Below are 14,796 nucleotides of genomic sequence, written 5' to 3'. Positions count from 1 at the left end.
ATGCGTACTCATGTAAATATTTGGTTGAGCGTGACAAAGTACACCTATCTAATTCGGCTTTGTGATTAATTTTTATATGCTGTTTTAAGGTTTTTATTGATAATTCTGATGGGTGATTTTTGACTTTATGCTGTTGGTGATCTAAAGCCATATGGATGGTGTTGTTGATCTGTTCTATTTTAAACAAAATCAGTGTTTATTTGGAGGTCATCATGAAGCGTTTAATTGGTTGTTTGCGTATGTTTTTTTCTGAAGAATGTGGTGTGACTGCAATTGAATATGCATTGTTAGGCGGCCTTATTGCCGTTGTCATTGTGTCGGCTGTTACAGGGGTTGGTGCAAGTGTTTTGACACTCTTCCTGAATGTAGCTGACCAAGTTGGAGCTGCAGTTGCTACTTAGTTGTAATTTGGTCAATTTTTTAGAACGCAGAATCACGTTTATGTTGTTTTTCAAAATAGCTCTTTGGTAGATAGTCTTTGGGAGCGGTGGGTGGCGTATGCTCAAGTGGAATGAAATTTTTCTTGCACCTTGCGTATGCTGTGCTAACGTGATGTTTAAGGTGTCATGTTTTGTTGTTTAATCCGTGGCATCAGAATTTGTTTTGAGCACTCGGATAAATTCTTACTATTCAAGTGCCTGAACAAATTATGTGCCAGATGTTGCTGGCGCACAATGAATGGTAACTGTTGTTGCCATGGATTCAATTTCAATGGAGGCGTTGAAAATGGACAATATTAGTGTTGTGTTCAAGAAATTTTTTAAAGAAGAAGATGGCGTTACTGCTATCGAGTATGGATTGATTGCAGCCCTTATTGCCGTTGTAATTATCGCCGCCGTTAGAACGGTTGGCACAAATCTGGTTACTGTATTTAATCAAATTGCCAGCGCCTTGGCCTCGGCTTAAAAATTAAGTTGTGGCAGCTTGTGGCTTGTGTTGAGTTTGGTTTTGTTTTTAATAAAAAACTTAAATTACATGTATATATATAAATTTTTTATTATAATTGCCACTGTCTTGGTTGCGTTTTTTTTCGGCGCGAGGTTGGGTCTTCTGACAGGCTTACTCCTCGCTGCCGTTTTTGCCGATATGGCGAGCAGAAAAATTCCAAACAGGCTGGTTTTTACCGGCATGATTATCGGTGTTTTGGTACAAGCCTTCTTGCCAAGTGGTGACGGTTTCATGCCCGCGTTCAAAGGGTTTTTGTTCGGTTTCGGTTTATTCTTTCCGCTTTATCTGTTACGCGTCATGGGGGCGGGGGATGTCAAGTTGATGGCCATGGTTGGCTGTTTTACAGGATCGCCCGCAATCTTTGGTGTGATGCTGTGTACTTTGCTAGCTGGTGGCGTACTCTCTCTGATCTTTTCCATAAAGATCAAGGCATTTCGCCAGATGCTGGATAACGTGAAGTTCATGATCTTTATGAAGTCTATCAAGACGATCGGTGGTGGACTTACTTCCTCTCATGACATGGCTGCTTCGGTGGGATCCCTGCCTTATGCCGTGGCAATTGCCATCGGCACGGCAGGTTATCTTGTTTGGCAAAGTATCAGATTTTAACAGTCGTTATTATTGAGATGTATTTTCATTAAAAATTCAATGCGCCAGTTGGCACTAGCGCTGTTTTTTTGTGCGCGTTTTTGTTAATTGGCGGTCAGAAATTATTCTTGGTTAATGGTTTTTGCTGGGCTATATCTCATTGCATAAATACCCGTTTCGGTTTTTGTGTGGGAGAGGAGGATGAAAATGTTCAATCCCGATGGCTTGGAATTGCAGGGCAGTACTCCTCCTCGTGACCTTTTGCCCCGTGCTCCACAAAATGTAAAAGAAACTGGTCTCGATTTCCTGTTTCTGGTGGAGCTGCTCTGCAAGACCCTCTTCTTTCACGGTCAGACCCGCCTAGTCGATTTGGTCAACCATACCAAGCTCCCCGTAAGCGTGTTGGAGCCGCTGCTAGCCTTCATGCGCAGCGAACAGCTGTGTGAAGTGTCCGGCCGTAACGAAACAGAAGCCACCATCGCCTACACGCTGACCGACGTTGGCCGCAACCGTACGCAGACCTTCCTTCAGAAAAGCCATTACGCTGGCCCTGCCCCGGTGACCTTGCAAGCGTATATCGATGCGGTGCACCGCCAGTCAGTCGCCAGCATGAAGGTCACCAAAGAGCTGGTAGCCGAAGGCTTCAAAGGGTTTGTCCTTCGCCAGAGCACCATGAACCAGCTTGGTGCTGCGATGAACTCTGGTCGCGCCATCCTGGTATACGGTCCTCCCGGGAGCGGCAAGACTTATGTCTCCGAGCACTTGGCTACTTTGCTGACCGGTAACTGTGCCATTCCTTATGCCGTACTGGTTGATAGTGAGGTAATCCAGCTGTTTGATCCGCTGGTGCATCGGCCAGTGGCCAGCAGTCACAGTGGCAGCTCACTGGACAAAGGGCCACTGCATGATGCGCGCTGGGTTGAGTGCCAGCGGCCGGTGGTGATGACCGGTGGGGAGTTGACACTGTCGATGCTGGATCTAGATTTCGACGAGAGCACCCGTTTTTACCAGGCACCACCACAAGTCAAGGCCAACAATGGCTTGCTGATCATTGATGATCTGGGGCGGCAGCTGGTTTCTCCCCAAATGCTGATGAATCGCTGGATTGTGCCGCTGGATCGTCGGGTGGACTATCTGGCGCTGCATACCGGTACCAAGTTCATGGTGCCATTCGACGTGATCGTGATTTTCTCCAGCAACATTCCACCAAGCACGCTGGCCGACGAGGCATTTCTACGCCGGCTTGGTTACAAGATCTACATCGGCAAGCTTGAGGAAGAAGACTACCGCGCGATTTTCGAGCAGAACTGCACCCGTTTGGGCATTCCTTTTACCGAACAAGGGCTCCGGTTTGTGATTGATGAGTTGCACGGCAAACACGACAAACCCCTCCTCGCCTGTATTCCACGCGATTTGCTGGAACAGATCCGCGATTTCACCTTTTACCAAGGGATTAAGCCGGAGCTGAGTGAGGAGTTGCTGACGTGGGCATGGGAAAACTACTACACCAAGGGATAGGTTGCGGTTGCGACCTGGCTTGAGCTGTTAATCAAGTGTGGGGAGAAGGCAGTGAAAAACCCAAGAGCCATAGCAATGATCGTGGTGTCCATCATCGTCGGCCTGGTGGCTGTGGTGATGGCGTCGCAATGGATCAACAAGCAGACAAGTGTTTCCGCCCAGAAAGTAGTCATCGCGGCGGTGGATGTCGACCTCGGTTCCAAGTTGACGCCAGAGATGTTGCGGCTGGTTGACTGGCCCAGTGGCAGCATTCCCGATGGCGCGATTGTAGATCCGCAGGCGCTGGACGGGCGGGTGCTGAAAACCAGCGTGCTACGCGGCGAGGCTATTCTGGAGTCGAAACTGGCGCCACTCGGCACCAAGGGTGGCCTGTCGGCGGTGGTGATGGAAGGCAAGCGTGCGATGACGGTGCGGGTTAACGACGTGATCGGCGTAGCGGGCTTTGCCTTGCCTGGCAACTATGTCGATATCCTCGTCAACACCACAGATGATGCCAAGGCGAATACCAAGGAAAAGGTCGATCTGAGCATCTCCAAGATCGTGCTGGAGCACATTCTGGTGCTGGCGGTGGCGCAGGAAGCCAGTCGCGACGATACCAAGCCCAAGGTGGTCAATGCCGTGACACTGGAGGTTACCCCGGAGCAGGCAGAGAAGCTGGATTTGGCGCGCAGTGTCGGTACTTTGTCTCTGGTGCTGCGTAATCAGGTTGACCCTAAACCGGTAGAAACCTCCGGCATTACCAAGCAGATTCTCCTGCGGGGCGAGGAAGAGCCGGCCCCGGTAGCCAAACCGGTGGTGGCCAGCAAACCGGTGGCCAAGCGGGTGGTGAAAAAGGTTGCCGCGAAACGGCCAGCTCCAGCCAAGTCTGCCTCAGTCGCAGCAACCCCGAACTGTGTAGAAATCGTCAGCGGCACGTCTCGACATATCGAGTGTTTCTAACTGTCAGACATCCAGCCCAATTCGTTAGGGAGTAAAGTCATAATGAAAAAGAAACCTGTCGAAGCACGCTTGCCCCGCCTGAATCTTGCTGCGATGGCAATTGCTACCTGCATGATGATGACCGCACAGGTCCAGGCGGCCACGCTTGCACCGAAAGCGGCAACCATTGCCCCGAAACCGGCGGCCACGACACCGTGTAATACCATCGAATCGGCACCGATGGTCAATGTCACCGTTGGCAAGTCATTCCGCCTGAAGACGACCTCTCCGGTCAGCCGCATCCTGCTTGGCAATCCGGCAGGTACGCAAGCGGCACAGCCGAAGGAAGGGGCGGAAGGCGACAGCAAGAAAGCACCAGAAGGCAAGGCTAACGCGGGGGTGGCCGGGCTGGACGTGATTCTGCTGAGCCCAAGCGAAATCTACCTGCTGGGCAAGAGTGTCGGGTCAACCAACATCATCCTGCTGAGCCGTACCGGGCAGTGCATGCTGGTCGATGTCACCGTCGGAGTGGATACAGCCTCGCTGCAAAGCTCACTCAACGACATGCTGGCCGGAGATGGCAGCCGTATCAAGGTCAGCGCCGCCTCTGATTCTTTGGTGCTGACGGGGAGCGTGGCAGACTCAACTCGGGTCGACAAGGCTCTAACGTTGGCCGCAGCCTATGCAGGCCAATCCAAAGTCATCAACATGCTGTCGGTGGATGCACCACAGCAGGTGATGCTGGAAGTCAAGGTTGCAGAAATCTCGAAGAAACTGCTGGATCAGGTTGGTATCAACCTGGCCGGGATACTAAACCATGGAGGCTGGAGCTATAACTGGAATACTAATTTCTCCGGTAGTACCTCCAATGCACTCGGACTGTTGTTAGGTGGTTCTAATAGCAGCACCTCCAATCCGCGCAGCTTCAAGATTGATGGCCAGCATGATGACGGTTTGGTCAAGGTTCTGGCCGAGCCAACCGTGATGGCGATCAGTGGCCAGGAAGGGAGCTTCCTCGCCGGTGGCAAGATATTTATCCCGGTGGCGCAGAACAGCAACAATGGCGGCCAAACCATTACCTTGGAAGAGAAAGAATTCGGTGTTGCCCTGCGCTTCACCCCGACCGTACTCGATGGAGGCCGGATCAACCTGAAAGTATCGCCGGAGGTATCCGAGCTGAACGCCAGTGGTGTCAATATCACCGGTCTCAACGGTACGGCCATCCTGCCGTCGTTCACCACCCGCCGCGCCGCGACAACCGTGCAACTGCGTGATGGCCAGAGCTTCGCCATCGGCGGCCTGATCAAGAACAATGTCACCACCAATATCAGCGCCTTCCCATTGCTGGGAGAAATCCCGATTCTGGGTGCCTTGTTCCGTAGCAGCAGTTTCCAAACCGACAAGAGTGAGCTGATCTTCGTGGTCACCCCGCGCCTGGTGAAACCGCTGCCACCAAACTATGCGTTGCCAACCGATAACTACACTCCACCAAACCGAGGTGAGTTCTTCCTCGGCGGGAAGATGGAAGGCAAACCACCCGCAGCCGAAGGTCCCACCAGCGCTGGCAGCAATGTGGCACAGCCAGCCCCGCCACAAGCCCCTCAAGCGCCATCCGGCTTTGAAGTGAAATAAGGAGGCCAAGTCATGCAAACTTACAAACAGGTGATGATTTTCCGCGCCATATTACTGGCGTCCCTGCTGACGGCCTGCTCTTCGACGCCGTATCTGGATAGCCGCTTCGGCGAGGCCGTCAACATGGCCAAGGCACAGCAAACCATCAATCCGGAGGCATCCCAGAATATGGACCCGGTTACCGGTATCGACGGTGTGGCAGCCAAAGACGGGATAGACCGCTACCACGAATCGTTCCAGAAACCGCCTTCCACGGCTGACATTCTCACCATTGATGTGTTGGGCGGCGACAAATAGCTCCGGCTTGTTTCCCCGCCTTGTTTCAGGGATAGATGCATGAGGTGGCGTTATGAAACGCACAGGCAAGCTACCGGGCCGGCAATACCAAAAAGGCGCGGTAGCCATCATCGTTGGGCTATGTATCGTTGTGCTGGTCGGTTTTCTGGGGCTGGTCGCTGACCTTGGGCGGCTGTTCATTACCAAGACCGAACTGAGCAACGCAGCAGACGCCTGCGCCCTGGCGGCGGCGGCAGAGCTGAAAGGCGATGCCGAATCGCTGGAGCGGGCGGAAAGTGCCGGCATTACCGTAGGGCAGCGAAACAATGTCAACTTCCAGGATAATGCCGTTTCGATTTTGGTTAATAGCGACGTCACTTTCAGTGATCACTTGGCCGGCACCTATTTCACCAAGAATGCGGTAGCGGCAGCCAGCATCCCAAACATGAAGTATGCCAAGTGCACCTTGCCGCAAACGGGCATTGTGCCTTGGTTCATGGGGATAATGGGCCAAGGTGCGCAGAGTGTTACGGCGCATGCGGTGGCTTCGTTGTCGCCGTCGCAGACCAACTGTGCTATTCCGGTGGGGATGTGCTCACAAACCCCGCCTTTTGTATCCCCCGCCCCGACTACTTGCCCCGATGGCGCTACGCCGGACAGCCACGGCTTTTGTATCGGCAAGTGGTACGGTAGCCGTTTCACTGCCGGTGGCGGTTTTACCGGTAACTTCAATCTGATCGACTACTCTCCACCGGCAGGTGGCGCCAGCGAGCTGTCTGCGCTGCTGACAGGTGCGGGACAGTGCAATTTGAATGTCACCACCCCTGTTGGACAAACAGGTATGCAGCAGTCCATTGCCCAGGCATGGAATACCCGATTGGGTCTGTATCAGGGTAGTGATAACGTTAACAATGCACCGCCGGATTTCACCGGCTTTGCTTATACCGATACATCCTGGGTAAGCCAGTTCAACGCCTACAACGGCACTTCTGGGGCAACCCCCAATTTTCTGGCCTCGCGCATTGCCCACACCATTTACCAGGGGGATGCGGCCGCAGGTCTTAACCTGAACGGCAACCCGCGCAGCGCTACTGCGGCACAACTGGCAGCCAATGGCGCAGACCGGCGCTTGGCACTGATGCCGATTGTTAACTGTGACGGTTGGAGCAGCTCGCAGACCGTTCCCATTCAGAAGTTTGCCTGTGTACTGTTGTTGCAGCCGATGCAGGGGCCTGGGGATGAGACCTTTGTCGAGTATCGTGGACAGGCAGATTTGCCGGGCAACCCGTGTGCCACGCTGGGTCTGCCCGGTGCCGGTGGCGGTGTCGGCCCCAAAGTGCCGGCGTTGGTGAGATAGGAGACGGCCATGCAACTGCGCTCTCGCCAACAAGGTGTTGCCGCCGTCGAAATGGCGATCTTGTTGATGCCGCTGATCTTCATCGTGTTCGGTATCACCGAGTTCGGCCGGGCGTTTTACCAATACAACACAGTGGTCAAGGCCACGCGCGATGCGGCCCGTTATCTTTCGGCACAACAGCCGGGCACAAAAGATACCGAGGCAATTTGTCTTGTACGTTATGGCAACACGACATGCTCTGGCCCGTTACTGGCGCCATACTTGGGAAGTGCCACGGTGGCGATTTGTGACTGGCAGCGTTGTGCTAATCATCTTGCGCAGGGTGCGGCTCCGGTTGTGAATTTGGTGTCGGTGACAGTCAGTAATTACCAGTTTGTCTCAGTGGTACCGTTTGTTACCGCGAATCTGTCGACTATTACTTTTGATCCGATTCGCACTGTAATGAAGGCAAACCTATGAAAACCTCACTTCGACATCTCCTGCCATCCAGCAGGCAGGCGCAGCATGGTGCCGCTGCGGTGGAGTTTGCTCTGGTCGCCATGATCCTGTTTTCCCTGTTACTTGGCATCATGGAGTTTGGGCGGCTAATGTTTACCTGGAATTCGGCGGTGGAGGCAACGCGACGCGGAGCCCGTTTGGCGGTGGTTTGTGACATGAATGTCGCCAAGATAAGAACCTCGATGCAAAAATTTGTGCCTATGATTAGCACTAATGACATCACAGTTAACTATGCACCGAGTGGCTGCACTGGTGCTGCAAACTGCCAGAGCGTAACCGTCTCCATCTCATCTAATGCGCCGGCATTTCGTTACGCTTTACCGTTTATTAATCAGTCGTGGCGAATACCCGCATTCAGCACTACTTTGACACGTGAAAGCCTTACGACCGGCATCGGTACAGACGCCAATCCAGATTGTTAGCCGTTATTTCTTCAGGCTCGATCATTAAATTATTTTAGTTGGGGCGCAATCATGAGAATCTCGATTATTTCGCACAACACCAAGAACCTGGACGAACTGCGCCGCTTCGTCGAGACGGACAACAGTCGCGATGTTAAGGTGTTTACTGGTGGGGCGGAGATGCTTGCACCGGTTGCCGACCAGTTGCGGCCGGACATCATCATTCTTGAGTGTGCGACCGACGAAGCATTGGCGGACTTTTCTCCATTGGCGCAGCTGAACCTGCGCCATCCGGACATCACCCTGATTCTGCTATCGAGCAACCAGACGCCGGAAGTGTTGTTGCGGGCGATGCGTGCCGGTGTGCGTGAGGTACTGCCCTCCCCCGTTGGCCGTGATGCGCTGCATGTGGCACTGGTACGGGTCGAGGAAAAACGCAATCTGCAGAATACCTCGCGCCAGAAAGGCAAGGTATTTGCCTTTATCCCGTGCAAGGGAGGCAGCGGTTCGACCTTCCTGTCGACCAATCTTGCTTACAACCTGGCGTCGCAGGAAGGCAAGAACGTGATCGTAATCGATGTCAACCTGCAGTTTGGTGATGCCTCGCTGTTCATCTCCGATCACAAGCCGTCGACCAATCTGGCCGAGGTGGCACGCCAGATCATGCGCATGGATGCGTCGTTTCTTGCTGCCAGCCTGCTGAACGTGCTGCCCAACCTGGGCATCCTGTCGGCTCCGGAAGACCCGGTGCAGGCGATGGAGGTCAGCCCTAGCCACATCGACACCCTGATCAACCTGGCGCGCAATCACTATGACGTGATTATCTTGGATGTTGGCCGCGCGCTGGATCCGGTCAGCATCAAGGCACTGGATCACGCTGATGTGGTGTTCCCTGTGCTACAGATCACGTTGCCGTTCATTCGAGATGCCCGCCGGTTGCTGGATGTGCTGCGCTCACTGGGCTACTCGCAAGAGAAGATCAAGCTTCTGGTCAATCGCTACGAAAAAGGAGGTGACATCCGGTTGGAGGATGTCGAACGCACGCTGGGGATGACGGTGTACAAGACCATCCCCAACAGTTTCAAAGCGGTGGCGACATCAGTGAACCAGGGGATCCCGATCAGCAAGCTGTCGCCCAACAACCCGGTGGCGCGCACGTTGCAGGAGCTGGGGCGTGAGTTGGTGCAGGGTGGCAATGGAGAAACATCTTGGTGGGGTAACTTGCTGCAGCACATTCAAGGCGGAGTGCAGCCCACTCGAACTGGTGGAGTGCTGGGGAATGCCTCTGCACCACAAACGCCCGATTAACGGTTGGCACATGTAACTGAATGGAATGCTTGTTAACGATAAATCTCTCGGCAACTAACGCATCAGCCTGATAACCCGCCACTTCGGGGCCCGAGCAGACTGATCATCGGCAAAGGGGTAGCTATCATGTCATTGCGCGATCGGCTCGAATCAATCCAGCCCAGCACCGAAACCCTGCAGGCTATAGTCAAGTCGGCTACGTCGACCAACTACGAGTCTTACCACGACCTGAAGTCTCGTATTCACCAGAAACTGCTAGAGCGGGTTGATTTGGCAGTGATGGAAAGCCTCACTCCCGACCGTTTGAAAGACGAGCTCAAGATCCTGGTGGAGCGGCTGCTGGCCGAAGAAAACGCAGCCCTCAACGATAACGAACGGCGTAGCCTGGTCAAGGACATCCAGCATGAAATGCTGGGTCTTGGCCCGCTGGAGCCATTGCTGGCAGATTCGACCATCTCCGATATTCTGGTCAACACTTTCCAGCAGGTCTATGTTGAACGCCGAGGCAAGCTGGAACAGACCGATGTGCGTTTTACCGACGACGCGCACCTGATGAAGATCATCGACAAGATCGTGTCGCGTGTCGGGCGACGTGTCGATGAGTCCAGCCCGATGGTCGATGCCCGCCTGCCGGACGGTTCTCGCGTCAACGCCATCATCCCGCCACTGGCGATTGACGGGCCGATGCTGTCGATCCGCCGTTTTGCCGCGACCCCGCTGCGTCTGAACGACATCATCGAGTTGAAAAGCCTGACGCCGGACATGGGCATCGTGGTTCGTGGCTTGGCCAAGGCTAAGGTCAACATGCTGATTTCCGGCGGTACCGGTAGCGGCAAGACTACCTTGCTTAACATCTTGTCCGGTTTCATTCCCGATACAGAGCGAATCATCACCATTGAAGATGCAGCCGAACTGCAACTGCAGCAGCCGCATGTCATCCGGCTGGAGACCAGACCGCCCAATATCGAAGGTCGCGGAGAAGTGTCGCAACGGGCCCTGGTGCGCAACAGTCTGCGTATGCGGCCGGATCGCATCATTCTTGGCGAGGTGCGCGGCGCGGAGGCGGTCGACATGCTGCAGGCAATGAACACCGGTCACGAAGGTTCGATGGCGACCATCCACGCCAACACTCCGCGCGACGCTATTACGCGTATGGAAAATATGGTGGGTATGGCCGGGATGAACCTGCCACCCAAGGTGATCCGCCAACAGATCAGTTCCGCACTGAGTGTGGTGATCCAGGTGGCGCGTTTGACTGATGGCAAGCGCAAAGTTACCAGCATCATGGAAATCACCGGTACCGAAGGCGATGTGATCACCATGCAGGAAATTTTCCATTTTGTACAAACCGGCATTGGTGTGGATGGTGCGGTACAGGGCTACTTCTGTGCCACCGGTGTGCGGCCGAAGTTCATCGAGCGTCTGAAAACCCACGGCGTGGAGATTCCGGATGCGCTGTTCGACCCCAGCAAAAGATTCGAGTAGGTGCCATCATGGACACGACCTATGTCATTCTCATTCTGCTGATCTTTGTCGCGGTGGTCTTCCTGCTCGAAGGCGCGTTCTTGACCTGGAATTCGTACAAAGGTCCGGAAGCCAGTCGCATCGAGCGGCGCTTGCAGGCGATGTCTGCCGGCGCCCACCACGGCGAAGCCATGCAGCTGATGAAAGAACGCCTGCTTAGCGAAACCCGGGTAGTACAGCGCTTGCTGCTGGCGTTCCCGCGTGTGCACGCATTGGATCGCATCCTGCTGCAGTCCGGGTTGAAGCTGAATGTCGGGGCGTTTCTCGGCTTCAGTGTGGCGCTAGGATTGGCCACATTTGTTGTCAGCCGGTTTTTTCCGCTGCCACTGCTGCTATCGCTGTTGATTGGGTCGGCAGCAGCCTGTATCCCGTGGATGCTCGTCATGAGAGCCCGCCACAAGCGACTAGTGCTGTTCGAGGCACAATTGCCTGATGCGCTGGATCTGATGTGCCGGGCTTTGCGTTCTGGTCATGCCTTGCCGCAATCGCTGAAGATGATTGGTGATGAAATGCAGGATCCGATCGCGGGGGAATTTCGTATTGCCTTCGACGAGGTCAACTACGGCTTCTCGATGCAGGAAGCGCTGATGAACCTGGCTACGCGCATCCCCAGTACCGACCTGCGCTATATGGTGATCGCGGTGCTGATCCAGCGCGAAACAGGGGGCAATCTGGCCGAGCTGCTTGGCAATATCAGCGCGTTGATCCGGGCTCGGCTGAAACTGTACGGCACCATCCGGGTGCTGTCGGCCGAGGGCAAGCTGTCGGCGTGGATCCTGACCCTGCTGCCTTTTGCGGTGGGGGTAGTGATTCAGCTGATTAATCCGGGCTTCATGACAGTGCTATGGGAAGACCCCAGCGGCTTCATTATGGTCGCCCTGATAGGCTGTATGATGATCATCGGTATTTTCTGGATGCGGCAGATCATCAAGATCAAGGTCTGACTGCTGCCTACTTGTCATGGCGAGGAAACAGTCATGAATACCTCTCAATGGATCTACTTGGCGATTATCTTCCTGGTGGTGTTTGGCGTTGCGCTGACCATCTCGATGCAGGTTGCCCCCAACCGGGTAAAGGCACGTCTGGAAAAGGTGGTGCAGGCGGATACACCACTGGATAGCGACAATGCCTCTGCTTGGGTGGCCAAGGCCATCAAGATCGCGACGCCTTTGGCTAAACTATCGGTGCCGACCGATGGCTGGGAAAGCTCGCCGATCCGTATTCGCTTTATGAATGCGGGTTACCGTGGCACTTCGGCGATACCACTGTACTTCGGAGCCAAGACCCTTTTGGCACTGGCATTCCCGGGTGTGCTATTTCTGTATATCGGCCTGACTGGCGAACATATGGAGGGCAATAATTTACTGATATCGATGCTGTTTGCCGCTGCTGTAGGCTACTACCTACCCAACATCATCCTGGCTCGGCGCATCGAGCAGCGGCAACAGGAAATATTCAACAACTTCCCCGATGCCATTGATCTGCTGCTGGTCTGTGTCGAAGCTGGGTTGGGGCTGGATGCCGCGTTGCTGAAAGTTGGTGAGGAAATTCGCATCAAGAGCACCATCCTGGCCGACGAACTTCATCTGGTGAACCTGGAGTTGCGTGCCGGCAGCACCAAGGAGCGTGCGCTGCGTAATCTGGCGATGCGTACCGGTGTGCAAGAGGTGGATACCTTGGTAGCGATGCTGATTCAGGCTGATCGCTTCGGTACCAGTATCGGTGAATCTTTAAGAGTGCATGCTGATGATCTGCGTACCAAGCGTCGCTTGCGTGCGGAAGAAGCTGCCGCCAAGATTCCGCTTAAGCTGCTATTTCCGCTGATCTTCTGCATCTTTCCTGCCCTATTGCTGGTGCTGCTGGGACCTGCCTTCATCCAGATCTACCGCGTACTGTTGCCAACGCTTAGTGGTGGCATCTAGTCGGCTTTAAGCGTCATGGGAGAAAACGCCATGAAAAACACCCCGCTACTATTGTCGTTGCTGTGCTGTGTTCCTATGCTGCAAAGCTGCGAGTCGGTACCTCCATCGAAGCAGGCATGGGGCCTCCAGCCACTACTGAAAGTGCAGCATGCCAATGCAAGCCCGGCGGCGTACTATCAGCTGGGTCGCTACTACCAAGGTCAGAACCGGAGCGATCTCGCCATACCCGCATTCCAGCAGGCTCTTGTGCTGGACAAGAACTACGCCGAAGCCCATAACGCGCTCGGCAGCCTCTATGCTGGTCAGCGCCAGTTCGATCTGGCGATCATGGAGTTTCAGCTTGCACTGGAGGCCGCGCCGGAGACCGCACATTTCTACAACAACCTTGGCTATGCCTACTATCTGCAAGGCCGCCCGGTTGAGGCCGCCTCTGCATTGGAGAAAGCTGCCGCGCTGAAGCCCGGTGATGCCAAGATCACAACCAACCTCAATCTGGCATTGGTACAGAAGTCAAAGGCTGAACTGGTGCAGCATGCGTTTGCTCCGGCTCCGGTCAAATCGCCGACAGCTGTCGCTGGCAATGTTGCGGCATCGCCGGTGATTGAAACCACAGTGGCTGCACCTGTGGTGGCACCAGCCAAGCAGCCGGCTACAGTCGAAGCGGTCGCACCCTCGCCGACCTTGGCAGTTCCTGTCCCGCTAGTGGCAAAGCCGGCTCCCGTTATAGTCCCGCCACAGCCTACCCCTGCACCAGTCGAACCACAGCAAGTGGTAGAGCCGGTAGCCCCTACCATGTTGGCCGCAGCCCCGTCTTTCTTGCCGAAAGAGGAGCCGTCATCGGTGCGCCCTGCCCGTTATGAAGTGTCCAATGGAAACGGCGTTACCGGCATGGCCAAGCGCGTAAACCGTGGCTTGCTCGCTCAAGGCTACCCGGCGGCACACCTCACTAATAGCAAACCGTTCCGTCAGCCGGTGACCGTGGTGGAGTATCGCCCAGGTTATGCCGGCGTGGCGGCCAGACTGAGTGCCAGCTTGCCTTTGAAACCTGCCATTGCGGAAACGGTTGGCCTGCGCCAGAGTATCGATGTCCGATTGGTGCTAGGCCGCGACGTGATGACTCACCTTACACTGGTTATGCCAAGGGCGCGCGAAACCCAGCTGGCGCTCGGCATGCCGCAGCGGCTGGTGAAGCCTTGAATATGAAGTTTCGGCTGATTGTTTGTCGACAATGAGGGAAGGCTCTTCATACAGGCAACAAAAAAGCCCTGAGAATTCAGGGCTTTTTTACATGTACTGGCGGAAGCGGTGAGATTCGAACTCACGGAAGGCTCACACCTTCGGCGGTTTTCAAGACCGCTGCCTTAAACCACTCGGCCACGCTTCCTTTGTGCTGCGCGCTAGCAACAACAGGCGGCGATTATATTGATGCCGATGCGTTTTGCCAAGATTTTCCTGTGTGCAATGGTGTTCTGCACTGTTTACGGTGACGGCTTGCTTCTGACAAGCATAGACGTGCTTCGTTACTCTGAGGCGGGTGTCGGTCAGTGCCGGAAGTGCGTTCTCCTCGGTCGAGGTTTCACTGCGCTACGATGCCGAGGTCGATGCTTGTGGTGGTTTGCTCGTGCTGGTAGAACTGCAGGCGGGCCGGACTACCCAGCCACAAACAATTGTTTGGGGTTTGCGCTCCATGCAGTTGTGTCCCATTTGTCACGAGCGAATTGTCATGCTGCTTCCCTTCTTCAATGCTTTGCGTGCAGCCGGCTTGCCGGTGTCACTTAAAGAGCACCCGAGGTCCCCCCATTCTTAGGAGCACTGAGCTTTAGAGTCCGAGGTTAATTTACCTGATTTCGCCGCGAGTGATTTGGCGTAGGCCGCTGGCGTCAAACCACCCAGCGCTTTCTTGGGC

Annotated in this window: 15 protein-coding genes and 1 tRNA gene; 15 read left to right on the top strand and 1 reads right to left on the bottom strand. The window is 54.7% G+C overall.

Going from position 1 to position 14,796, the window contains the following annotated elements; genetic code table 11:
- Positions 1-212 precede the first annotated feature (212 nt).
- From PQU96_RS13530 to PQU96_RS13460, 15 genes are all read left to right on the top strand, one after another.
- Positions 213-401: a Flp family type IVb pilin gene (locus PQU96_RS13530; protein ID WP_272772930.1), complete on the top strand. Its 189-nt coding sequence runs from the start codon at positions 213-215 to the stop codon at positions 399-401.
- A 277-nt stretch (positions 402-678) separates the two neighbouring features.
- Complete coding sequence (locus PQU96_RS13525; RefSeq protein WP_272772929.1) at positions 679-906, top strand: Flp family type IVb pilin; 228 nt, start codon at positions 679-681, stop codon at positions 904-906.
- Positions 907-1,041: 135 nt separating this feature from the next.
- Positions 1,042-1,557 (top strand): A24 family peptidase, encoded by a 516-nt coding sequence (locus tag PQU96_RS13520; RefSeq protein ID WP_272772928.1) that lies wholly within the window; start codon positions 1,042-1,044, stop codon positions 1,555-1,557.
- A gap of 186 nt (positions 1,558-1,743) precedes the next feature.
- Positions 1,744-3,054: a DUF8689 domain-containing protein gene (locus tag PQU96_RS13515; RefSeq protein WP_272772927.1), complete on the top strand. Its 1,311-nt coding sequence runs from the start codon at positions 1,744-1,746 to the stop codon at positions 3,052-3,054.
- Positions 3,055-3,129: 75 nt separating this feature from the next.
- Positions 3,130-3,993 carry a Flp pilus assembly protein CpaB gene (cpaB, locus tag PQU96_RS13510; RefSeq protein WP_272772926.1) on the top strand — a complete coding sequence of 288 codons (864 nt, stop codon included), beginning with the start codon at positions 3,130-3,132 and terminating at the stop codon, positions 3,991-3,993.
- A gap of 42 nt (positions 3,994-4,035) precedes the next feature.
- Entirely contained in the window at positions 4,036-5,604 is a 1,569-nt protein-coding gene (locus PQU96_RS13505) for a type II and III secretion system protein family protein (RefSeq protein WP_272772925.1), read from the top strand.
- A gap of 12 nt (positions 5,605-5,616) precedes the next feature.
- The gene (locus tag PQU96_RS13500; protein WP_272772924.1) at positions 5,617-5,901 is read left to right on the top strand and encodes a hypothetical protein; all 285 of its coding nucleotides are present in this window, start codon (positions 5,617-5,619) and stop codon (positions 5,899-5,901) included.
- 52 nt (positions 5,902-5,953) lie between these two features.
- Positions 5,954-7,237, top strand: coding sequence for a pilus assembly protein TadG-related protein (locus PQU96_RS13495; RefSeq protein ID WP_272772923.1), 1,284 nt, complete (start codon positions 5,954-5,956; stop codon positions 7,235-7,237).
- Between the two features lie 9 nt (positions 7,238-7,246).
- Positions 7,247-7,696 (top strand): TadE/TadG family type IV pilus assembly protein, encoded by a 450-nt coding sequence (locus PQU96_RS13490; protein WP_272772922.1) that lies wholly within the window; start codon positions 7,247-7,249, stop codon positions 7,694-7,696.
- Positions 7,693-8,157, top strand: coding sequence for a TadE/TadG family type IV pilus assembly protein (locus PQU96_RS13485; protein WP_272772921.1), 465 nt, complete (start codon positions 7,693-7,695; stop codon positions 8,155-8,157). The genes PQU96_RS13490 and PQU96_RS13485 overlap by 4 nt, the downstream gene beginning before the upstream one ends.
- Before the next feature lie 51 nt (positions 8,158-8,208).
- Positions 8,209-9,444: a CpaE/TadZ family protein gene (locus PQU96_RS13480; protein ID WP_272772920.1), complete on the top strand. Its 1,236-nt coding sequence runs from the start codon at positions 8,209-8,211 to the stop codon at positions 9,442-9,444.
- A 126-nt stretch (positions 9,445-9,570) separates the two neighbouring features.
- Entirely contained in the window at positions 9,571-10,929 is a 1,359-nt protein-coding gene (locus PQU96_RS13475; protein WP_272772919.1) for a TadA family conjugal transfer-associated ATPase, read from the top strand.
- Positions 10,930-10,937: 8 nt separating this feature from the next.
- Positions 10,938-11,912, top strand: coding sequence for a type II secretion system F family protein (locus PQU96_RS13470; protein ID WP_272772918.1), 975 nt, complete (start codon positions 10,938-10,940; stop codon positions 11,910-11,912).
- A 33-nt stretch (positions 11,913-11,945) separates the two neighbouring features.
- The gene (locus PQU96_RS13465; protein WP_272772917.1) at positions 11,946-12,890 is read left to right on the top strand and encodes a type II secretion system F family protein; all 945 of its coding nucleotides are present in this window, start codon (positions 11,946-11,948) and stop codon (positions 12,888-12,890) included.
- A 30-nt stretch (positions 12,891-12,920) separates the two neighbouring features.
- The gene (locus PQU96_RS13460) at positions 12,921-14,087 is read left to right on the top strand and encodes a LytR C-terminal domain-containing protein (RefSeq protein WP_272772916.1); all 1,167 of its coding nucleotides are present in this window, start codon (positions 12,921-12,923) and stop codon (positions 14,085-14,087) included.
- 97 nt (positions 14,088-14,184) lie between these two features.
- On the opposite strand, the gene PQU96_RS13455 is transcribed toward PQU96_RS13460, so the two are convergent.
- A tRNA-Ser gene (locus tag PQU96_RS13455) sits at positions 14,185-14,274 on the bottom strand.
- Positions 14,275-14,796: the final 522 nt, after the last annotated feature.

The sequence above is a fragment of the Vogesella margarita genome, from assembly GCF_028548475.1.
GTDB lineage: Bacteria > Pseudomonadota > Gammaproteobacteria > Burkholderiales > Chromobacteriaceae > Vogesella > Vogesella margarita.
This window is presented reverse-complemented; position numbering and strand designations above follow the sequence as displayed.

Coding starts and splice junctions, on each gene's coding strand:
- PQU96_RS13530 (WP_272772930.1), top strand. CDS start 213: ATGAAGCGTTTAATTGGTTGTTTGCGTATGTTTTTTTCTGAAGAATGT.
- PQU96_RS13525 (WP_272772929.1), top strand. CDS start 679: ATGGTAACTGTTGTTGCCATGGATTCAATTTCAATGGAGGCGTTGAAA.
- PQU96_RS13515 (WP_272772927.1), top strand. CDS start 1,744: ATGTTCAATCCCGATGGCTTGGAATTGCAGGGCAGTACTCCTCCTCGT.
- cpaB (WP_272772926.1), top strand. CDS start 3,130: ATGATCGTGGTGTCCATCATCGTCGGCCTGGTGGCTGTGGTGATGGCG.
- PQU96_RS13505 (WP_272772925.1), top strand. CDS start 4,036: ATGAAAAAGAAACCTGTCGAAGCACGCTTGCCCCGCCTGAATCTTGCT.
- PQU96_RS13500 (WP_272772924.1), top strand. CDS start 5,617: ATGCAAACTTACAAACAGGTGATGATTTTCCGCGCCATATTACTGGCG.
- PQU96_RS13495 (WP_272772923.1), top strand. CDS start 5,954: ATGAAACGCACAGGCAAGCTACCGGGCCGGCAATACCAAAAAGGCGCG.
- PQU96_RS13490 (WP_272772922.1), top strand. CDS start 7,247: ATGCAACTGCGCTCTCGCCAACAAGGTGTTGCCGCCGTCGAAATGGCG.
- PQU96_RS13485 (WP_272772921.1), top strand. CDS start 7,693: ATGAAAACCTCACTTCGACATCTCCTGCCATCCAGCAGGCAGGCGCAG.
- PQU96_RS13480 (WP_272772920.1), top strand. CDS start 8,209: ATGAGAATCTCGATTATTTCGCACAACACCAAGAACCTGGACGAACTG.
- PQU96_RS13475 (WP_272772919.1), top strand. CDS start 9,571: ATGTCATTGCGCGATCGGCTCGAATCAATCCAGCCCAGCACCGAAACC.
- PQU96_RS13470 (WP_272772918.1), top strand. CDS start 10,938: ATGGACACGACCTATGTCATTCTCATTCTGCTGATCTTTGTCGCGGTG.
- PQU96_RS13465 (WP_272772917.1), top strand. CDS start 11,946: ATGAATACCTCTCAATGGATCTACTTGGCGATTATCTTCCTGGTGGTG.
- PQU96_RS13460 (WP_272772916.1), top strand. CDS start 12,921: ATGAAAAACACCCCGCTACTATTGTCGTTGCTGTGCTGTGTTCCTATG.